We start from the raw sequence: 19,563 nt of genomic DNA, 5'->3' as shown, positions 1-19,563 counted from the left end.
GCCCCCTCTGGCACTCGCGCCCGGTTCAGGCAAGCACTGGCTTAACCGGGCGCTTTGTCACTCTTTATTCTTTCTCTACTGATATACTTCTCTTATTCCAGTGCTCAAATGGACCACTTTATGTCACAAAATTACGACCCTTTCCTTCAGCGGGAAGCCGAAAAATATGAAAACCCCATTCCCAGCCGGGAATTTATCCTGGAGCACATTAAAGCCAGGCAAACGCCCATTTCCCGGGACGAACTCTTTGCCGAGCTGACCCTGGCCGGCGAAGAGCAGGCCGAAGCCTTGCGGCGCCGCCTGCGCGCCATGGAGCGGGACGGCCAACTGGTCTTTACCCGCAATCAATGCTACGCCCTGCCCGACAAACTCAATCTGGTCAAAGGCTATGTTATCGGTCACCGGGAAGGCTTCGGCTTTTTGCGCCCCGATGACGGCGGTGACGATCTGTTCCTGGCCCAGCGGGAGATGGATGCCCTGATGCACGGCGACTATGTACTGGTGCAACCATTGCGTTTCGACGCCAAGGGGCGCCGCGAGGCACGGGTGGTGCGTCTGCTCAAGTCGCGAGACCTAGAGGTGGTCGGCCGCTACTTTGTGGAAAACGGCGTCAGCTATGTGGTGCCGGACGACAGTCGTATCGCCCAGGATATTCTGATCCCGCAAGGGGAAACCATGGGCGCGCGCATGGGCCAGGTGGTGGTGATTTCCATTACCCAACGCCCGACCAAGCGGATGACCGGGGTGGGCAAGGTCACCGAGGTGCTGGGCGAAACCATGGATCCGGGCATGGAGATCGAAATTGCCCTGCGCAGCCACGGCATCCCCCATGTGTGGCCGGAAGAGGTGAAGAAAGAAATCGCCAAGCTGACCGAGCAGGTGCCGGAAGAGGCCAAGAAAGGCCGCAAGGATCTGCGTGAGCTGCCGCTGGTCACCATCGACGGGGAAGACGCCCGTGACTTCGATGATGCGGTATTCTGCCAGCCCAAGCGTTCCGGCGGTTGGCGGCTGTGGGTCGCCATTGCCGATGTGTCCTATTACGTTCGCCCGGGCACGGCCCTGGACAGCGAAGGTTATCAACGCGGCAACTCGGTGTATTTCCCCGAGCAGGTGATCCCCATGCTGCCGGAAGTCCTGTCCAACGGCCTGTGCTCGCTCAACCCCCAGGTGGATCGGCTGTGCATGGTCGCGGAGATCACCATCTCGGCCACCGGCAAGCAGTCCGGCTTCAAATTCTATGAAGCGGTGATGAATTCCCATGCCCGCCTCACCTATACCAAGGTAGCGGCCATCCTGGAGGGAGACGAGGGCCTGCGGGAGCGTTATGCGCCCCTGGTCCCCCATCTGGAAGAACTGAACCGGCTCTATCAGGTGATGAAGGAAGCGCGGCATCAGCGTGGCGCGGTGGAATTCGAAAGCGAAGAAACCCGCTTCGTGTTCAATCCCCAGCGCAAGATCGAGCGCATCGTTCCCCTGGTGCGCAACGATGCCCACAAGATCATCGAAGAGTGCATGATCCAGGCCAACGTGGCCGCCGCGCGTTTTATCGAGAAGCAAGAGGCCCATTCCCTGTTTCGGGTACACGACAAGCCGAGCGAGGAGAAACTGGTTGGGTTCCGCAGTTTCCTCGGTGAGCTGGGGCTGGAGCTGAAAGGTGGCCTGGAGCCTCAGCCTGCGGACTACGCCCTGCTGGCCGAGCAGATCAAGGAGCGGCCGGATGCGGAGCTGATCCAGACCATGCTGTTGCGCTCCATGAAACAGGCGGTGTACCAGGCGGACAACATGGGCCACTTCGGCCTGGCGCTGAAATCCTATGCCCACTTTACTTCGCCCATCCGCCGCTATCCGGATCTGGTGCTGCACCGGGCCATCAAGTATCAGCTGGCCAGATTGCAGGGCAGTCCCAGTCAGAAAGGAACCCCGACCGGCGGCATCAATTACCAGTATGATGAAGTGGCGCCCATGGGCGAACACTGTTCGCTGACCGAGCGGCGGGCCGATGACGCCACCCGCGACGTGGCTGACTGGCTGAAGTGTGAATACATGCTCGACCATGTGGGCAACGAGTTTGGCGGCACCATCGCCAACGTCACCGGTTTTGGCTTCTTCGTACGCCTGGATGAAATCCACATCGACGGCCTGGTACATATCTCCAGCCTGCAGAACGATTACTACCAGTTCGACCCGGCCCGGCAGATGCTGATCGGCGAAACCTTCCGCCGCCGCTATCGCCTGGGCGACAAGGTCAAGGTGCGGGTAATGGCGGTGAACCTGGATGATCGCAAGATCGACTTCGAAACGGTGGAAGAGGCATTGCCGGCCGGGGCCAAGACCGGTAAAGGGGCCAAAAACCTGAAGTCGCGTCAGCGTGCCAAGCCCAAGAGCGGCGACAAGGGAGAAAAGGGCGAAAAGTCCCGCTCCCGTAGCAAAAAGCGCCGCTGATCCCGTCAGGGGCCGGGGACAGGAGGCCGGGATTGACCCGGCCCGGTACCCGGTCCCGGTTCCCCAATCCCCGAGACAAAACAATGAGTAGTGAACTGATTTTCGGTATCCATGCGCTGGATGCCACCCTCGAATCCCATCCCGAAAATATATTGGAAGTCTGGCTGCTGAAAGGGCGGGACGACGCCCGCTTGCAGGCCTTGCAGGCGCGGTTGCAGGCAGTGGGCGTCAAGGTGCAGTTTGCCAGCCGTCAAACCCTGGACGGCAAGGCGGACGGCAACCAGCACCAGGGGGTGGTGGCCCGCATCAAGGGGCTCCCGACCCTGAACGAAGCGGATCTGGACGCCTTGCTCGGCAGCCAGCCCAACCCCCTGCTACTGGTGCTGGACGGCGTCACCGACCCGCACAATCTGGGCGCCTGCCTGCGCACCGCCGATGCCGCCGGGGCGCATGGCGTCATAGTGCCGAAGGACAAATCCGTCGGGCTGACCCCGGTGGCGCGCAAGGTGGCCTGCGGTGCCGCCGAGGTGGTGCCGCTGTTTCAGGTGACCAATCTGTCCCGTACCCTACGCCATCTTCAGGACAGGGGCATCTGGGTGGTCGGTACCGCCGGCGAGGCGGATCACAGCCTGTACCAGGCCAAGCTGACCGGCGCCCTGGCCCTGGTGATGGGTGCCGAGGGCAAGGGCATGCGTCGCCTTACCCGCGAACATTGCGACGAACTGGTGAGCATCCCCATGGCGGGCTCGGTGTCCAGCCTGAACGTGTCGGTGGCCACCGGCGTCTGCCTGTTCGAGATGGTGCGCCAGCGTTCGCAGTAAGAAGGAGCGGGCCTGACCTTTGGCTCCGTTATTCAGCCTGGCCTCCGCCCGGCGGAACAGCATTTATTGCCAACAAGGCGGTATTCACTCCCAGGCTGAGCCTGGGAGCCTGGACAGCACTCGGGGATATCTGATGCATTGGCAACTCGCGGCCTTTAATGAACTGAGCACGACCCAGCTTTATCGGATGCTGGCGCTGCGCAGTGACATTTTCGTGGTGGAGCAGGGCTGCGCCTACCAGGATCTGGACGGCCGGGATCTTGCCCCCGGTACTTTGCACCTGAATGCCTGGCAAGGCGAACGGCTGCTGGCCACCGCCCGGCTGCTGGGCCCCGGGGTACATACCCCGGAGCATGTCTGGATTGGCCGGGTGGCGGTGGCGGCACAGGCGCGGGGGCAGGGACTGGCGCGCCAGTTGATGCGGCGTGCCATGGCGGCGGCGGCCGGGCGCTGGCCCGGCTATCCGCTGCGGTTGGGTGCCCAGACCTATGTGCGGGATTTCTACCTGTCGCTGGGCTTCGCGCCCCTGGGGCCTGAATACCTGGAAGACGGCATTCCCCATCAGCAGATGGAGTTCAGGTGCAAAGCATAAGGGCACGCATGGCCGCCGACCGGCAACTGCTGGCGATACTGCTGCTGGTGCTCGGCAACCTGATGATTTCTTTCGGCGATGTGCTGGTCAAGTTGCTGGGGCAGACGGCGGTCAGTCCTTATCAGTATGTGTTTCTGCGTTTTGTGATGACCTCCCTGCTGCTGCTGCCGTTCTGGTGGCGGTTGCCACGGGAGCGGCGGGGGCTGGGTCAGTGGAAAATCCACCTGTTGCGCGGGCACCTGCTGCTGATGGGCTCGGTCTGCGTCTTTGTCAGCCTGATGTTTCTCCCCCTGGCCACCGCCAATGCGGTGTTTTACGCGGCGCCGCTGATGACACTGCCGCTGGCCGCCCTGCTGAGCAGGGAGCAGGTGCGGTTGCCGGCCTATGGCATCAGCCTGCTCGGTTTCGCGGGCATACTGGTAGTACTCAACCCGGCCCAGTGGCACTGGGCCGGCTGGCTGGCGCTGCTCACCGCCTTCGCCATGGCGGCCAGCAATGTGCTGGTGCGCCGCCTGCCCAAGGGACGCTCTGTGCTGGCCACCCTGTTCCTGACCCAGGCGCTGGCCATCCCGGTGAGTTTTGCCCTGGCGCTGCCCGACTGGCAGCCGATAGCGCCGCAGGTGTGGTGGCTGCTGGTGGGAGCCACCCTGATCGGCATCATCTACCAAGGGGTGTGCGTACAGGCCTATGCCATGGCGGACGCCAGCAAGATCGCCACCAGCGAGTATTCGGGGCTGATTTTTGTCACCCTGATGGGCATGGCGCTGTTCGCCGAATTCCCGGCCTGGAACGTCTATCTGGGCGCCGTTATCGTCATTCTCGCCATCGGCCTGCAGCGGCGACTGCGCTGACGCTTTAGCTGGAAGCTTGAAGCCAGAAGCTGGAAGACAAACAGCATTGCTGTGGGCTGGTGGTTTCATGCCTGCACCGCTGAGGCCGCTGTTCAAGGCAACCTTAAAAACCACTCGGGCAGCTTTCGGCTTCCAGCTCACAGCTTAACGCTTTCTTTTCTCCCGGTTATCCCTTACACTACGCGGCCTTAAAATCAGTCATTACATCATACGTTCCTTGCCTCCGCTGGTGTGACTGAGCCCGCGCAGAGGCTATAACCCGTAAGGAGCAATCCATGCGTCATTACGAAATCGTATTTATGGTTCACCCTGATCAGAGTGAACAGGTTCCCGGCATGATCGAGCGCTATACCGGCGCCATCACCACTTCCGGTGGCCAGGTTCACCGCCTGGAAGACTGGGGCCGTCGCCAGCTGGCTTACCCGATCAACAAACTGCACAAGGCCCACTATGTTCTGATGAACGTAGAAGCCGACCAGGCTGTGATCGACGAGCTGGAAACCAACTTCCGCTATAACGATGCCGTGCTGCGCAACATGATCATGCGCACCAAGCAGGCGGTTACCGAGCCCTCCGAAATGGCCAAGGCCAAGGAAGAGCGTCAACCCCGTCGTGACGACGCTCGTGTAGAAGCCGCTGAATAATTCACGTTTTAGCTGAGGAAGAAAATCATGGCACGTTATTTCCGTCGTCGTAAGTTCTGCCGTTTCACCGCTGACGGTGTTACCGAGATCGATTACAAAGACATCGTAACCCTGAAAAACTACGTCACCGAGTCCGGTAAAATCGTACCGAGCCGCATCACCGGCACCCGCGCTAAATATCAGCGCCAGCTGGCCCGTGCGATCAAACGCGCTCGTTACCTGGCCCTGCTGCCTTACACCGATCTGCACAAGTAAGCAGCGGCCTAACTCGTTCACTTAAAGAGGAAAGGTAATGCAAGTTATTCTGCTTGATAAAATCGCCAAACTGGGCGGCCTGGGCGACCAGGTAACCGTTAAGTCCGGCTACGCTCGTAACTTCCTGCTGCCCCAGGGCAAAGCCGTACTGGCCACCAAGGACAACGTAGCGGCCTTCGAAGCCCGCCGCGCCGAGCTGGAAGCCAAGCTGGCCGAGCAACTGGCCGCCGCTCAGGCCCGTGCCGACCAACTGTCCGCCCTGGAAAACGTGGTTATCGCGTCCAAGTCCGGTGACGAAGGCAAACTGTTCGGCTCCATCGGTGCCCGCGACGTGGCCGACGCCATCACCGCTGCCGGTGTGGCCGTGGCCAAGAGCGAAGTCCGCCTGTACGACGGCGTGCTGCGCAACGTCGGTGAGTACGAAGTGGGTGTGCAACTGCACGCCGACGTCAAGGCCACCGTCAAGCTCCAGGTGGTTGCCGCCTAAATCAGGCTGCCGCTTGAAAAAACCCGCGCTGGTCGCGGGTTTTTTATTGCCCGTAATAAGGCTAAAGTGAGGTAAACCCTGACGGAGGCAAGCCGATGGCAGAGTGGATCACGGGCAAGATAAAAGCCCGCAGGCAATGGTCGGAGAATCTGTTTTCGCTGGTGGTGGAGGCCGAGGTTGCCTCGTTCAAGGCCGGCCAGTTCACCAAGCTGGCGTTGAATACGGGGGGTAAAAAAGTGGCCCGGGCCTATTCCTACGTCAATGCCCCGGGGGAAGACTGCGAGTTTTACCTGGTGACCATTCCCGAAGGCCAGCTGACCCCGCAATTGGCGGCACTTGCCGTGGGCGACGACGTGCTGGTGCAGCGGCAGGCCGCCGGTTTCCTGACCCTGGAAGAAGTGCCACCGGGGCGCGATCTCTGGCTGATCGCCACCGGCACCGGGGTGGGGCCCTTTGTTTCCATTCTGGCCGAAGGCCGTTGTTGGGAGCGGTTCGACCATATCGTGCTGGTGCACGGGGTTCGCTTTGCCGATGAACTGGGATACCGGGAGCGGATCCTGGCCCTGACCGAAGGGCGCAAGGGATTTCACTATGTGCCCTTTGTCTCCCGGGAGCCGGTGGGCGGAGCCGAGTCGGGGCGTATTCCCCTGGCCATCGCCGACGGCCGGCTGGAAGCCCGGGTGGGACTGACCTTCAGTGCCGAGCACAGCCGGGTGGTGCTGTGCGGCAACCCGCAAATGGTGCGCGACACCATCCAGGAACTCAAACGCCGGGGGCTGGAAAAGCACTTGCGGCGCAAACCCGGCCAGATCCTGATGGAAAATTACTGGTGAACACAAAGCCGGAAGCCTTAAGCTGGAAGCTTGAAGCAGCCCGAATTACTTCAGCTTCCAGCTTGGTGTCACCGGGTCAGGTATATCATCAGGCTCAGGAAGGCGGCCAGCCCCCAGCCGAGGCCGATAATCCAGTAGAACACCCTGGCGCCCTGCTTGACGGGGATGCGGTTATAGAGCAGGAACAGGTACCAGAACAGGGCCGGGATCAGGGGCAGTAAGAACAATCGGGTCATAGCAAAAGGCCTTTTGGTGAATCACGTCGAATTTGGGGTGGCGTTAATCCATCTGTGCACTGTATCAATAGAGCATAGTCGAGCCAATTATCATTCAGGGCCAGTTGAAGCCGTGCTATGTTGCAGGGTTACTCAAGGGCTCGCTGATAACGCACAAGGAGTGAAACATGAAGCAATTGGTCATCCAGGCCTTTGGTGATGCGGATCAACTCAGGCTGGTCGAGGCCGCGCGCCCGGCCCTGGCGCCAGGCCAGATCCGGGTCAAGATGCATTATGCCGGGGTTAACCCCATCGATGCCAAGACCCGTGCCGGCCTGGGCTGGGGAGCCCAGGCGATCAAGGACAAATTGCCCTGGTCGCCCGGCTTTGAAGTGATGGGCTCGGTGCTGGAAACCGGGGCCGAGGTGAGCCGCTATCGACCCGCCGATCGCGTATTCGGTCTGGTGGCCGGAGGCGGTTATGGCGAAGAGCTGGTGGTCGAGGCCGACGAGCTGCTGCCGGTGCCGGCCGGGGTGCCGGACGAGATGGCCGCCGGGCTGTCACTGGCCGGCGCCACCGCCTGGCAGGGACTGACCGATCACGGTGCGCTCCAGGCCGGTGAACGGGTGCTGATCTCCGCCGCGGCCGGTGGGGTGGGCCATCTGGCGGTGCAGCTGGCCAAGGGCCTGGGGGCGACGGTGGTGGCCCTGGCGTCGCCCAATAATCACGACTTCCTGCGCGGACTCGGCGCGGACGAGGTCATCGATTACCGCAATGAGCCGCAATTGGCCGGCCTGGCACCGGTGGACCTGTTCTTCGATCTGGTGGGCGGAACTTCCGGGGTCACACTTTTGTCTCATGTGAAACCTGGCGGCCGGGTGGTGACGGTACCGACCATTACCGCCGAGCAGATTATTGCCGCCGCCGGGGCGCTTGGGCTACAGGCTACCGGCATGCTCCGGCGGATCGACAATACGCAGCTGGAGCAGTTGATCCAGGCGGTGGCTGACGGCAGCTTGCAGGTGGTGGTGACCCATTGCTATGCCCTGGCGGAGGGAGCTGCGGCCCATCGCCAGATTGAAAGTGGTCATACCCGTGGCAAATTGCTGCTGCGGGGCTGAGTGGTCCTGTTGTTCACTTAAGGAAATACCATGAAGTATTGGTCCCTGTTGTTGCTGTTGTGTCCCTTGCTGGCGCCCGCCGCCCCCGTGCTGGTGGCGGAAGCCGACAAGGGGCAGGATGAACTGGTCATCCCCTACCGGATGTACCGGCTGGATAATGGTCTGACCATCATTCTTAACCCGGACCAGTCCGATCCCCTGGTGCATGTGGAAATGACCTACCATGTCGGGTCGGCCCGTGAAGAGGCGGATCAAACCGGTTTTGCCCACTTCTTCGAGCACATGATGTTCCAGGGTTCCAAGCATGTGGGGGATCAGGAGCATTTCCGCCTGATCAACGAGGCCGGTGGCTCCATGAACGGGACCACCAATCAGGACAGGACCAATTACTTCCAGACGGTGCCGGCCAATCATCTGGAAAAGGTACTGTGGCTGGAGGCGGATCGCATGGGCTTCCTGCTGGAAGCGGTGAGCCAGCGCAAGTTCGAAATTCAGCGGGACACCGTCAAGAACGAGCGGGCCCAGCGGGTCGACAACCAGCCCTATGGCCTGGTGGGCGAGCGCATGGGCGAACTGCTGTATCCACGCGATCATCCCTACAGCTGGCAACCCATCGGCTATGTGGAAGATCTGGATCGGGTCGATGTGAACGACCTCAAGGCGTTTTTCCTGCGTTGGTATGGACCCAACAATGCCACCCTGGTGATTTCCGGTGACTTCGAGCCCGAGCAGGCCCTCGGCTGGATTGAAAAATATTTTGGCCCCATTCCCACGGGGCCCGCGGTCGAGCGGGACCACCCCAGGCCGGCCCGGCTCGAGCACAGCCGGCACCAGACCCTGGAAGATGCCCGGATTCGCCTGCCCATGCTCTACCTGGCCTATCCCACCGTTTACCTGGGACATGAGGACGAAGCCGCGCTGGATGTGCTGGCCAATGTGCTGGGGGGCGGAAAGAGCTCCTTGCTGTACCAGCAGCTGGTGGAAACCGGCCAGGCGGTCAGCACCGGTGCCAGCCACTACTGTGCCGAGCTGGCTTGTACCCTCAGCATCTGGGCCTATGCCAATCCTTCCCGGGACGGTTCCCTGGCTCCGCTCAAGCGCGAAATCGACCGCATCATCGCCGCCATTGCCGAACGCGGCATCAATGCCGATGACGTCAGCAAGGCGGTGACCCAGTTGCGCGCCGAGCTGATCCTGGGGCTGGACAGTGCCGAGGGCAAGGCGCGCCAGTTGTCCCTGGGGCAGGTGCTGAAAGACGATCCGCTCTATGTCATCAATGCCTGGCGGCAATTGGCCGAAACCACACCGGTGGACGTAGCCGCCGTCTATGGCCAGTATCTGCAGTCCCGGCCCAGCGCCACCCTGAGCGTGGTGCCCAAGGGCAAAACCGAGTGGCAGGCCGCCGAACCCGATTACTCCATCCCGGAGCGCCGGCTGGCGGAACGGGCCCATATCGATGAACTGCCGCTGCGCGAGGTGGTGGACAACTTCGATCGTAGCCGTATGCCGGAAGCGGGAGAGCCGGTGCAGGTGCAGGTGCCGCCGCTGTGGCGTCATACCCTGGGAGAAAACATCCGGCTGCTGGGCACGGTCAATGATGAAATCCCGGCGGTGTCGGTGATCCTGGCGCTGCCCGGCGGCCAACGTGCCGAAAGTGAGGGGGAGTTGGGGCTGGCATCCTTGACCGCTGCCATGATGAACCAAGGCACGGCGCGGCTCAATAATGGTGACTTCAGCGAGGCGCTGGAGCGCCTGGGAGCCAGCGTCAATGTGCGCAGCGGCTTTTATACCAGCCTGATAGAGGTGACCAGCCTGACCGAGAAGCTGCCTCAGACCCTGGCGTTGGTGGAAGAGCTGCTGTTCAGCCCGGGTCTGCGCGCGTCGGATTTTGAACAAGTCAAGGCACGGGTACTGGAGTCCATGGCCCAGAGCCGACACCAGCCTTCCTGGCTGGCCCAGCACGGCTTTCGCAAGTTGATGTACGGTGAGACCCGGATGGGCTTTCCTGACGACGGCTTGCCGGAGGCGGTGGCCGCCCTGACCCTTGAACAGGTGCGGGATTACTACGAGCGTTTCTACAATCCGGCCAATGGCCATGTCATAGTCGCGGGTGATCTTGAACCGCAGCAGGCGCGGGAGGCTTTCGCCTTTCTGACCCGCTGGCAGGGCGCCGCCCCCGAGGTGCCGCAAGTCCAGATCCTTCCCCAGCCGGCCGAGGCCGGGGTCTATGTGGTGGATGTGCCGGGCTCGCTGCAGTCGGCATTGCGTATCGGCCGGCGGGCCTTGCCGCTGGATGCCACCGGCCCCTTTTTCCACGCCAACCTGATGAACTTCAACCTGGGTGGCAATTTCAACAGCCGGATCAACCAGAACCTGCGGGAAGACAAGGGCTTTACCTATGGTGCTCATTCCTACTTTACCGGCAACCGGGATGCGGGCGTGTTTGTGGTGGCCACCGATGTTCGCGGCGATGTGACGGTGCCGGCCATCGAGAATATCCTGGCGGAATTCAGGCAATTCAAGGCCGACGGCCCCAGTAGCGAAGAGCTGTCCTATCTGCGCAGCAGTTATTCCCAGCAGGATGCCCTGTCTTACGAAACCCTGGGGAAAAAAGCCGGTTTTCTGCTGCAGCTGGCGATGATGGAGCTGTCGCCGGACTATCTGAGTGAGCAGCAGTCCATCGTCTCTGGCATCGATGCCGGGGAGCTGACCGAGGTGGCCGGCCAGTGGCTGAGCCTCAAGGACATGGTGATTGTGGTGGTGGGTGACAAGGCAAAACTTGAAAAATCGCTGGCACAACTCAATCTTCCGGTGCACGATTTGACCATTGACTGATGAGGCCGGGTGCCTCCCGCGGAGTGACTGAGCGAACTCCGTGTTACAGAGTGACGAACAATGACGAAAATAACCCCTTCTCTGGCCGAGCGCGTCCATGCTTTGCAGGCGCCCGAACGCTTGCCTGCCATCAAGGGCATCCGCCGTGGCATCGAGCGTGAGTGCCTGCGCATTACCGCAGACGGTCACCTGGCCCAGACGCCCCATCCGGCCAGCCTGGGTTCGGCCCTGACCCACGCCAATATCACCACCGACTTTTCCGAATCGCTGATGGAGTTCATCACCCCGGTATCGGACTCGGTGGACATTCTGCTGGCGCAACTGACCGACATCCACCGTTACACGGTACGTCACCTGGACAACGAGCAACTGTGGCCGCTGAGCATGCCCTGCCTGCTGAACGGCGACGATCACATTCCCCTGGCCCAGTATGGCAGCTCCAATATCGGCCGGATGAAGACCCTGTACCGCCAGGGGCTGCACCACCGCTACGGCAGCCGGATGCAGGTGATCGCCGGGGTGCACTTCAATTTCTCCATGCCCGACAGCTTCTGGAGCGAATGGCACCAACTGGAAGGCAACGGCGGCTGCCTGCAGGACTTCGTGTCCGAGGCTTATCTGGGGCTTATCCGCAACGTCTATCGCTTCGGCTGGCTGATCCCCTATCTGTTCGGGGCCTCGCCGGCCCTGTGCGGCTCCTTCCTCAAGGGCAAGGAGCATCACCTGCCGTTCGAGCGCCTCGGCAAGGGTACCCTCTACCTGCCTTACGCCACCTCGCTGCGGTTGTCGGATCTGGGCTATACCAACAGCGCCCAGGCCGGGCTCAATATCTCACTCAACAGCCTGGATCAGTATGTGGCGTCCCTGCGCCGGGCCATCGGCACCCATGCGGCGGAGTTCGCCAGGATTGGGGTGAAGGTGGAGGGCGAGTACCGCCAGCTCAACGACAATGTGTTGCAGATCGAGAACGAGCTGTACGCACCCATCCGTCCCAAGCGCACCACCGAGAGCGGCGAAAAGCCGTCCCAGGCGCTGGACTCACGTGGTGTCGAGTATATCGAGGTCCGCTCCATCGACGTCAATCCGTTTTCGCCGGTGGGCATCGACCAGTCCCAGATCCGCTTCCTGGATACCTTCCTGCTGTGGTGCCTGCTGACCCCTTCCGCGCCCCTGGGCGAGGAAGAGATCGCCCTCAACAGGCGCAACTTCACCAAGGTGGTGCTGGAAGGGCGCAAGCCCGGTCTGGAGCTGGAACTGTTCGGCGGCGAGCCCCAGGGCCTGCAGGCCCTGGGCGAGCGCTATTTCGGCGAACTGGCCGAGGTGGCCCAGTTGCTGGACTCCTGTTGCGGCCGGGGCTGTTACCGGGAGGCGCACCGCCAGCAACTGGCGGCCATCCGCGATCCTTCCCTGACCCTGTCGGCCCGGGTGTTGGGCGAGCTGCTGCAGAGCGGCCAGGACATATTGCCTTTCGGGCTGGCCCTGTCCGGTCGTTACCATGATCACTTGCTCAACAGCCGCCCCCGATTCTGGGACGACAGCTACTTCGATGAAGAGGGCGTTCGTTCCCTGGCCCGTCAGCGCAAGATAGAGCGATCCGATACCCTGAGCTTCGATGATTTCCTGAGCGCCTACTTCAGCAACCAGCAGTTGTGAGTTTTTCGACCCCCTGCAAGCAACAAGCCCCGCATATGCGGGGCTTGTTGCTTTGGGAGTCGCCGGTGAGGCTCAGCTGTTGGGGAAGTTGGCCCTGAGCACCGCCTTGGCGTTGTTGGCCATCTCGGTCAGGCCCAGGGTGCCATAGGACTCGGCCATGATTTCCAGCGCCGGTTGCATGGTGTCGGTGTCCGGGTAGGACTGCACCACGAACTTGGCCCTGTTGGCGGCGGCCAGCCAGGCGCCGCGCTTCATGTAGAATTGGGCCACGGCCAGGTCGTATCTGGCCAGGCGGTTTTTCAGGCTGATCATCCTTGCCCGGGCGTCGGCGGCATAGGCGCTGTCCGGATGCTGGCGCAGCAGTTGGCGGAAGTCGGCGAAAGCCTGGCGGGCATAGGCCGGATCCCGGTCGGCCCGGTCGATATTGAGCAGTTCCTGGAAGAAGTTGTGGTCGGTGGCCATATTGGTCAGGCCGCGCATGTACTGGGCGTAGTCCACGCTGGGGTGATTGGGGTTGAGGCGGATAAAGCGATCGATATTGGCCAGCGCCCGGGCGGTATCGTCCTGTTTGTAGTAGGCGTAGATAAGATCGAGCTGGACCTGGTTGGAATAGGCACCAAACGGATAACGGGCATCCATGGCTTCCAGCAGTTCGGCGGCACGGATGAAATTGCCCGCCTGCAAGCGTTCCTGGGCTTCCTGATAGAGTACCTCGGGCGGCTCGTCCGGCACCGCATCTTTCTTGGTGCTGGAGCAGCCAGTGGCGGCCAGCGCCAAGGTCAGGGTCAGGGCGAGCCATACGCTTCGTTGTTTAGCCATTGAATGAGTCCATTTTTGCAAGTTGGAAACTAAGTAAGCGGAAACTGATTAAGCTCAGCGTCAAGAACCGCTAGAATACCCAATTAAACATCTTTTGGTAACCAGTGGTCTCTATGAGCCAGCAAATCGAACTGAACGGCGTGGTCGCCGATCATCAATACGGTCAACGGTTGGATCAGACGTTGGCGGAAATGTTCCCCGATTATTCCCGTTCACGCATAAAAACCTGGATCCAGCAGGAGCAGGTACGGCTGGATGGTGACGTCGTGAGCAAACCGCGGGAAAAGGTGCTGCCGGGCCAGCAGGTGCTGGTCAACGCCGAGCTGGAAGACGAAGTGCGGTTCGAGCCAGAGGCCATGGAACTGGACATCGTCTATGAAGACGATGACATCATGGTCATCAACAAGCCCGCCGGTCTGGTGGTGCATCCCGGCGCCGGTACGCCCGACGGTACCTTGCTCAATGCCCTGCTGTATCACTGTCCGAGCATTGTCGAGGTGCCCCGTGCCGGCATAGTACACCGGCTCGACAAGGACACCACCGGGCTGATGGTGGTGGCCAAGACGGTTCCGGCCCAGACTCATCTGGTGGCTGCATTGCAGGCGCGGGAAATCACCCGGGAATACGAAGCGGTGGCCATCGGCCATATGACCGCCGGCGGCACCGTCGATGCCAATATCGGTCGCCATCCGACCCAGCGTATCCAGATGGCGGTCACTCCCGCTGGCAAACCGGCGGTGACCCACTACCGGGTGATGGAAAAATTCCGGGCTCATACCCGGCTGCGGTTGCGGCTCGAAACCGGCCGTACCCATCAGATCCGGGTTCACATGGCCTACCTCAAGCATCCGTTGGTGGGGGATCCCGTCTACGGTGGCCGGCTCAAGCCGCCGCGCAGTGCCAGCCCCGAGTTGCTGGAATTCCTGCGGGGGTTCAAGCGCCAGGCGCTGCATGCGGTGATGCTGCGTCTGGAGCATCCCATCACCGGCGAAGTGATGGAATGGCACGCCCCGGTGCCCGATGACATGATTGCGCTGGTGGAGGTGCTGCGGGCCGACACCAAGGCGAATCCGGATGATCTGGTATGGATATGATTCTGCCCGATTGGCCGGCGCCGGCCAGAGTGTGCGCGGTGCAAAGCTGCCGTACCGGCGGGGTGAGCCATGCGCCTTTTCATAGCCTGAACCTGGGGTCTCATGTCGGTGACGGTGAGCACTATGTGCGGATCAATCGGGAGCGGCTGGGAGCCTACCTTAACCTGCCGGCCGAGCCGGTATGGCTGGAACAGGTGCATGGCACCCGGGTGCTGAGCCTGCCGGCGAAAGACGACAACTTCACGGCCGATGCGGTGGTGAGCCGCACCCCGGGGCAGGTGTGCGCGGTGATGACCGCCGATTGCCTGCCGGTGCTGTTTTGCGATGAAGCCGGCACAGTAGTGGGGGCGGCCCACGCCGGTTGGCGCGGCCTGGCCGCCGGTGTGCTGGAGGCGACGCTGGAAGAGATGCGGGTGGACCCGGAGTCCGTGCTGGCCTGGATGGGCCCGGCCATCGGCCCGAGGGCCTTCGAGGTGGGGGCGGAGGTCAGGGAAGCCTTTATGCGGCATTCCCCACTGGCGGCGGATGCCTTCGTACCTCACGGCGAGAAATGGCTGGCGGATATCTATCATCTGGCCCGGCTGCGGCTGGCGGCGGCCGGAGTGCATCATATCTACGGCGGCGAGCATTGCACCTACTCCGAACCGGAGCGGTTTTTCTCCTATCGGCGTGACAAGGAAACCGGACGTATGGCCAGCCTGATCTGGCTGGATTAGTAAAAACTTATACTCAGGTCGGTTGAAATCCGGCCATAAAACCCCATCTTTAGTATCAGTAATTGAGCTTGTGTCCCCGCCATCCGGCGGGTGTTTCGAGGAGAGCACTGATGCGTCTTGATCGTCTTACCAGTAAATTCCAACTCGCCCTGCAAGACGCCCAGTCGATGGCGCTGGGGCGGGATCACGCCTACATAGAGCCGGCCCATCTGCTGGTGGCCATGCTCAACCAGGAAGGGGGCACCCTGCGCCCGCTGCTGACCACCGCCGGGGTGGACAGCAACAGCCTGCGGGTCGAGCTCGACAAGGCCCTGGGCCGGCTGCCCAGGGTGAGCGGCGGCGACATGGACGTGCAGGTATCGCCGGTATTGGGCCGGTTGCTCAACCAGTGCGACAAGCTGGCCCAGCAGCGCAAGGACGCCTACATCTCCTCGGAACTCTTCCTGCTGGCGGCGCTGGACGACAAGGGGGAATTGGGTGAACTGCTCAAGCGGGTGGGGCTCTCCAAGGACAGGCTGACCCAGGCCATCGATCAGGTGCGTGGCGGCCAGAAAGTGGACGATCCCAACGCCGAGGAAAACCGCCAGGCGCTGGAGAAATACACCATCGATCTCACCGAGCGGGCCGAGCAGGGCAAGCTGGATCCGGTGATTGGCCGGGACGATGAAATCCGCCGCACCATCCAGGTGCTGCAGCGGCGCACCAAGAACAACCCGGTGCTGATTGGCGAGCCGGGGGTGGGCAAGACCGCCATCGTCGAAGGCCTGGCCCAGCGCATCATCAACGGCGAGGTGCCGGAAGGCCTCAAGAACAAGCGGGTGCTGTCGCTCGACATGGGTGCCCTGGTGGCCGGCGCCAAGTATCGGGGCGAGTTCGAAGAGCGGCTCAAGGCGCTGCTCAACGAGCTGGCCAAGGAGGAGGGACAGATCATCCTCTTTGTCGACGAGCTGCACACCATGGTCGGCGCCGGCAAGGGCGAGGGCGCCATGGATGCGGGCAACATGCTCAAGCCGGCCCTGGCCCGGGGCGAGCTGCACTGCGTGGGCGCAACCACCCTGGACGAATACCGCCAGTACGTGGAAAAGGACGCGGCGCTCGAACGTAGGTTCCAGAAGGTGCTGGTCAACCAGCCGACGGTGGAGGACACCATCGCCATACTGCGCGGCCTGAAGGAGCGCTACGAGCTGCACCACCATGTGCAGATCACCGATCCGGCCATCGTCGCGGCGGCGACCCTGTCCCATCGTTATATCGCCGATCGCCAGTTGCCCGACAAGGCCATCGACCTGATCGACGAGGCGGCCTCCAGCATCCGGCTGCAGATCGACTCCAAGCCCGAGCCGCTGGATCGGCTGGATCGGCGTATCATCCAGCTCAAGCTGGAAGAGCAGGCGCTGCTGAAGGAGGACGACGAGGGCAGCCGCAAGCGGCTGCAACTGATCCGTGACGAACTGGCGGAGAAGGAGCAGGAATACGCCGAGCTGGACGAAGTCTGGAAATCGGAAAAGGCGGCCCTGGCCGGTACTCAGCATATCAAGGCCGAACTGGAGCAGGTGCGGCTGGAGCTGGATGTCGCCCGGCGCGCCGGCGATCTGACGCGGATGTCCGAGCTGCAGTACGGGCGTATCCCCGAGCTGGAAAAACAGCTGGACCTGGCGGCCCAGGCCGAGATGCAGGAGCAGCACTTGCTGAAAAACCGGGTCACCGATGAAGAGATTGCCGACGTGCTGTCGCGCTGGACCGGTATTCCGGTGGCCAAGATGCTGGAAGGCGAAAAGGAAAAACTGCTGCGCATGGAAGATAGCCTGCATGACCAGGTGATCGGCCAGAACGAGGCGGTGGATGCGGTGGCCAATGCCATTCGCCGCAGCCGCGCCGGCTTGTCCGATCCCAACCGGCCGGTGGGCTCCTTCCTGTTTATGGGCCCGACCGGGGTGGGCAAGACCGAACTGTGCAAGGCGCTGGCCGATTTCCTGTTCGACAGCCGCGACGCCATGGTGCGCATCGATATGTCGGAATTTATGGAAAAACACTCGGTGTCTCGTCTGGTCGGCGCGCCTCCCGGTTATGTGGGCTACGAAGAGGGCGGTTATCTGACCGAGGCGGTACGGCGCAAACCCTACTCGGTGATCCTGCTGGACGAAGTGGAAAAAGCGCATCCGGACGTGTTCAACATCCTGCTGCAGGTGTTGGATGACGGCCGCCTCACCGATGGCCAGGGGCGCACCGTGGACTTTCGCAATACGGTGGTGATCATGACCTCCAATATCGGTTCTGATCTGATTCAGGAACACAGCACCAGCAAGGACTATGACCAGATGAAGGCCATGCTGCTGGAGGTACTGGGGCACCAGTTCCGTCCGGAATTTATCAACAGGATCGACGAAATAGTGGTGTTCCACCCGCTGGCGGAAGATCATATCAAGTCCATCGCCCGTATCCAGATGCAGGGGCTGGTGGATCGGCTCGAAGCCATGGGCTTTGATGTGACCATCACCGAACGGCTGCTGGAAAAGCTGGCCCATGCCGGTTTCGATCCCCTGTTCGGGGCCCGGCCGCTCAAGCGGGCGATACAGCACAAGGTGGAAGACCCGCTGGCCCAGGCCATCCTGTCGGGACGGGTGGTGCCCGGCAAGCCGTTGGAACTGGATGCCAACGGCGGCGGCCTGGTGCTCAACCAGTAACCGGGCTAACTAGAGGGGGGAGGCCATGCTTCCCCCTCTTTCATTACGCCTCACGCTTCACCGGTTCAGCCGGGCCGGCCATCGGCCCTCGGCTGGGTCAGCACCGGCGAGTACAGCCAACTGAAGACACCGAAAGCCAGGGTCCAGGCCAGGGCGCTGCCGTGATAGGCCATCATGGTCAAGCCCGGTGCCAACATCGGCAGCAGGCTGCGCAACAGGGCAGAGAGAATAATCAAGGCAAAGGCCATCACCATGGGCTTGCCTATCTCCAGCGTCCGGCCGGAATGGCCCAGCGAGACCCGGGCGATCATGCCCAGGATCACCGCACCTAGGGCGCCCGCGGTCAGCCAGTGGCTGGCCAGGGAGACGGTGATGCCGAGTTGCAACAGGGCGGCCGCCAGGGCCAGCATGCCCAGGGGTATAAAGAGATAGCCCAGATGCAATATCCACAGCAGGGGAATGTTCAAGGTCAGTTTGCTGTTCCAGCGGGCCAGACGAGCCAGGTTACTGAAGGCGGCGGTGAGCAACACCAGCGCCAGCAGGCCATCGAACAGCCCAGTTCTGGGCAGCAGCAGCCAGCCCAGCGTCGCCAGCCAGAGCGACCCCAGGCTCAGTTGCTCCAGCCAGGGCAGGGGGCGGGGTTTGTCGGTGGCGGTGGCACGCGACGTAAAGAAGGGGATCACGCGTCCTCCCATTACCGCAATCAACGCCGAAAGGGCCAGTACGGCGGTAATGAACACGCGTTCTGCCAGCAACCAGTCGTGGCTGAGGGCGGCGTAATAGCTCAGGGCGTTGAGCAGGGTCAAAAAGCTGAGCAGGGGAACAAAGAACAGGTTGCGCCATTGCTTGATCTGAATGATGGGCCTGGCCAGCATGCCCGCCACCAACGGCAGCCAGAAGAGATCGAGCACCATTACCAGGATATTGGTCTCTCCCCTTAATGGCATTAGCAGCCGGGGCAGTAGCCAGAGCCCGGCGACCAGCGCGAGCGGCCAACCGCGAACCCCCGGGATACCGGTCCAGTTCTGGATGGCGGTCAGCACGAAGCCGGCCACTATGGCCAGACCAAAACCGAAGATCATTTCATGGGCATGCCACCAGATGGGATTGGCGATGCCCGGCAGCACCTTAGTACCGGACAGGGTGAGAAGCCACAGTACCATGGCCAGACAGGCGAAGAGGGCCCCTCCCAGGAAAAAGGCCCTGAAGCCCAGGCGGAACAGCGGCCATATCTTGTTTTCTTTCTGTGCATCCAGGATTTGCATGGGGTTTACCTATACATGTATTTAATATGCCAATTATAGGGTGGCGGCCACCGGAAAACAGGATCAGGATCAAAACAAGGTAAAAAAGCCGGTTCGGTCTGTTTTTTGAGCGAACGATTTTTTTTATCAAAAAAGCCCTTGCGCAAAAAACGCGGCTGCCTATAATGCGCATCCACTGACACGGCGCAACCCGCCGGGTCGCAAGCGGCAAAGAAACTTCGGTTTTAACGCTTGAC

Annotated in this window: 17 protein-coding genes; 14 read left to right on the top strand and 3 right to left on the bottom strand. The window is 61.7% G+C overall.

Going from position 1 to position 19,563, the window contains the following annotated elements; genetic code table 11:
• The first annotated feature begins 120 nt into the window (after positions 1-120).
• The 8 genes from rnr to JKV55_RS05755 all read left to right on the top strand — a co-directional run bounded on the left by rnr (position 121) and on the right by JKV55_RS05755 (position 6,925).
• Positions 121-2,442 (top strand): ribonuclease R, encoded by a 2,322-nt coding sequence (rnr, locus tag JKV55_RS05790; RefSeq protein WP_202083116.1) that lies wholly within the window; start codon positions 121-123, stop codon positions 2,440-2,442.
• A gap of 83 nt (positions 2,443-2,525) precedes the next feature.
• Positions 2,526-3,263: a 23S rRNA (guanosine(2251)-2'-O)-methyltransferase RlmB gene (rlmB, locus tag JKV55_RS05785; protein ID WP_202083114.1), complete on the top strand. Its 738-nt coding sequence runs from the start codon at positions 2,526-2,528 to the stop codon at positions 3,261-3,263.
• 133 nt (positions 3,264-3,396) lie between these two features.
• A complete protein-coding gene (locus JKV55_RS05780; protein ID WP_202083112.1) occupies positions 3,397-3,855 on the top strand; it encodes a GNAT family N-acetyltransferase in 459 nt (152 codons plus the stop codon).
• Positions 3,843-4,706 (top strand): DMT family transporter, encoded by an 864-nt coding sequence (locus tag JKV55_RS05775; RefSeq protein WP_202083110.1) that lies wholly within the window; start codon positions 3,843-3,845, stop codon positions 4,704-4,706. The genes JKV55_RS05780 and JKV55_RS05775 overlap by 13 nt, the downstream gene beginning before the upstream one ends.
• A 275-nt stretch (positions 4,707-4,981) precedes the next feature.
• Positions 4,982-5,350: a 30S ribosomal protein S6 gene (gene rpsF, locus JKV55_RS05770; RefSeq protein WP_094040829.1), complete on the top strand. Its 369-nt coding sequence runs from the start codon at positions 4,982-4,984 to the stop codon at positions 5,348-5,350.
• A 27-nt stretch (positions 5,351-5,377) separates the two neighbouring features.
• Positions 5,378-5,605 carry a 30S ribosomal protein S18 gene (rpsR, locus tag JKV55_RS05765; protein ID WP_202083107.1) on the top strand — a complete coding sequence of 76 codons (228 nt, stop codon included), beginning with the start codon at positions 5,378-5,380 and terminating at the stop codon, positions 5,603-5,605.
• A gap of 37 nt (positions 5,606-5,642) precedes the next feature.
• On the top strand, positions 5,643-6,092 hold the full coding sequence (gene rplI, locus JKV55_RS05760) for a 50S ribosomal protein L9 (protein WP_202083105.1): 450 nt from the start codon (positions 5,643-5,645) through the stop codon (positions 6,090-6,092).
• 95 nt (positions 6,093-6,187) lie between these two features.
• On the top strand, positions 6,188-6,925 hold the full coding sequence (locus JKV55_RS05755; protein ID WP_202083103.1) for an FAD-binding oxidoreductase: 738 nt from the start codon (positions 6,188-6,190) through the stop codon (positions 6,923-6,925).
• A 68-nt stretch (positions 6,926-6,993) separates the two neighbouring features.
• Here the strand turns inward: JKV55_RS05755 and JKV55_RS05750 are convergent, their stop codons facing one another.
• Positions 6,994-7,161, bottom strand: a complete 168-nt coding sequence (locus tag JKV55_RS05750; RefSeq protein ID WP_202083101.1) for a hypothetical protein — start codon at positions 7,159-7,161, stop codon at positions 6,994-6,996.
• A gap of 167 nt (positions 7,162-7,328) precedes the next feature.
• Here JKV55_RS05750 and JKV55_RS05745 point away from each other — a divergent pair, with 167 nt between their 5' ends.
• From JKV55_RS05745 to gshA, 3 genes are read left to right on the top strand one after another with little or no spacing between them, the layout of a single operon-like run.
• A complete protein-coding gene (locus JKV55_RS05745) occupies positions 7,329-8,261 on the top strand; it encodes an NADP-dependent oxidoreductase (RefSeq protein ID WP_202083099.1) in 933 nt (310 codons plus the stop codon).
• A gap of 30 nt (positions 8,262-8,291) precedes the next feature.
• Positions 8,292-11,096 (top strand): M16 family metallopeptidase, encoded by a 2,805-nt coding sequence (locus tag JKV55_RS05740; RefSeq protein WP_202083097.1) that lies wholly within the window; start codon positions 8,292-8,294, stop codon positions 11,094-11,096.
• Between the two features lie 60 nt (positions 11,097-11,156).
• The gene (gene gshA / locus JKV55_RS05735) at positions 11,157-12,749 is read left to right on the top strand and encodes a glutamate--cysteine ligase (RefSeq protein WP_202083095.1); all 1,593 of its coding nucleotides are present in this window, start codon (positions 11,157-11,159) and stop codon (positions 12,747-12,749) included.
• A gap of 72 nt (positions 12,750-12,821) precedes the next feature.
• On the opposite strand, the gene JKV55_RS05730 is transcribed toward gshA, so the two are convergent.
• Positions 12,822-13,568, bottom strand: a complete 747-nt coding sequence (locus JKV55_RS05730) for an outer membrane protein assembly factor BamD (protein ID WP_202083093.1) — start codon at positions 13,566-13,568, stop codon at positions 12,822-12,824.
• Positions 13,569-13,681: 113 nt separating this feature from the next.
• Here JKV55_RS05730 and rluD point away from each other — a divergent pair, with 113 nt between their 5' ends.
• From rluD to clpB, 3 genes are all read left to right on the top strand, one after another.
• Positions 13,682-14,662, top strand: a complete 981-nt coding sequence (rluD, locus tag JKV55_RS05725; RefSeq protein ID WP_202083091.1) for a 23S rRNA pseudouridine(1911/1915/1917) synthase RluD — start codon at positions 13,682-13,684, stop codon at positions 14,660-14,662.
• A complete protein-coding gene (gene yfiH, locus JKV55_RS05720) occupies positions 14,653-15,378 on the top strand; it encodes a purine nucleoside phosphorylase YfiH (protein WP_202083089.1) in 726 nt (241 codons plus the stop codon). Before rluD ends, yfiH begins: the two co-directional genes overlap by 10 nt.
• A gap of 110 nt (positions 15,379-15,488) precedes the next feature.
• The gene (clpB, locus tag JKV55_RS05715) at positions 15,489-18,062 is read left to right on the top strand and encodes an ATP-dependent chaperone ClpB (protein ID WP_202083087.1); all 2,574 of its coding nucleotides are present in this window, start codon (positions 15,489-15,491) and stop codon (positions 18,060-18,062) included.
• 65 nt (positions 18,063-18,127) lie between these two features.
• Here clpB and JKV55_RS05710 read toward each other — a convergent pair whose 3' ends face one another.
• The gene (locus tag JKV55_RS05710) at positions 18,128-19,327 is read right to left on the bottom strand and encodes an NnrS family protein (RefSeq protein WP_202083085.1); all 1,200 of its coding nucleotides are present in this window, start codon (positions 19,325-19,327) and stop codon (positions 18,128-18,130) included.
• Positions 19,328-19,563: the final 236 nt, after the last annotated feature.

This window comes from Zobellella iuensis, assembly GCF_016746085.1.
GTDB lineage: Bacteria > Pseudomonadota > Gammaproteobacteria > Enterobacterales > Aeromonadaceae > Oceanimonas > Oceanimonas iuensis.
This window is presented reverse-complemented; position numbering and strand designations above follow the sequence as displayed.

Coding starts and splice junctions, on each gene's coding strand:
- JKV55_RS05780 (WP_202083112.1), top strand. CDS start 3,397: ATGCATTGGCAACTCGCGGCCTTTAATGAACTGAGCACGACCCAGCTT.
- JKV55_RS05730 (WP_202083093.1), bottom strand. CDS start 13,568: ATGGCTAAACAACGAAGCGTATGGCTCGCCCTGACCCTGACCTTGGCG.
- JKV55_RS05745 (WP_202083099.1), top strand. CDS start 7,329: ATGAAGCAATTGGTCATCCAGGCCTTTGGTGATGCGGATCAACTCAGG.
- rnr (WP_202083116.1), top strand. CDS start 121: ATGTCACAAAATTACGACCCTTTCCTTCAGCGGGAAGCCGAAAAATAT.
- JKV55_RS05750 (WP_202083101.1), bottom strand. CDS start 7,161: ATGACCCGATTGTTCTTACTGCCCCTGATCCCGGCCCTGTTCTGGTAC.
- rpsF (WP_094040829.1), top strand. CDS start 4,982: ATGCGTCATTACGAAATCGTATTTATGGTTCACCCTGATCAGAGTGAA.
- clpB (WP_202083087.1), top strand. CDS start 15,489: ATGCGTCTTGATCGTCTTACCAGTAAATTCCAACTCGCCCTGCAAGAC.
- rpsR (WP_202083107.1), top strand. CDS start 5,378: ATGGCACGTTATTTCCGTCGTCGTAAGTTCTGCCGTTTCACCGCTGAC.
- rlmB (WP_202083114.1), top strand. CDS start 2,526: ATGAGTAGTGAACTGATTTTCGGTATCCATGCGCTGGATGCCACCCTC.
- rluD (WP_202083091.1), top strand. CDS start 13,682: ATGAGCCAGCAAATCGAACTGAACGGCGTGGTCGCCGATCATCAATAC.
- JKV55_RS05755 (WP_202083103.1), top strand. CDS start 6,188: ATGGCAGAGTGGATCACGGGCAAGATAAAAGCCCGCAGGCAATGGTCG.
- JKV55_RS05740 (WP_202083097.1), top strand. CDS start 8,292: ATGAAGTATTGGTCCCTGTTGTTGCTGTTGTGTCCCTTGCTGGCGCCC.
- yfiH (WP_202083089.1), top strand. CDS start 14,653: ATGGATATGATTCTGCCCGATTGGCCGGCGCCGGCCAGAGTGTGCGCG.
- gshA (WP_202083095.1), top strand. CDS start 11,157: ATGACGAAAATAACCCCTTCTCTGGCCGAGCGCGTCCATGCTTTGCAG.
- JKV55_RS05710 (WP_202083085.1), bottom strand. CDS start 19,327: ATGCAAATCCTGGATGCACAGAAAGAAAACAAGATATGGCCGCTGTTC.
- rplI (WP_202083105.1), top strand. CDS start 5,643: ATGCAAGTTATTCTGCTTGATAAAATCGCCAAACTGGGCGGCCTGGGC.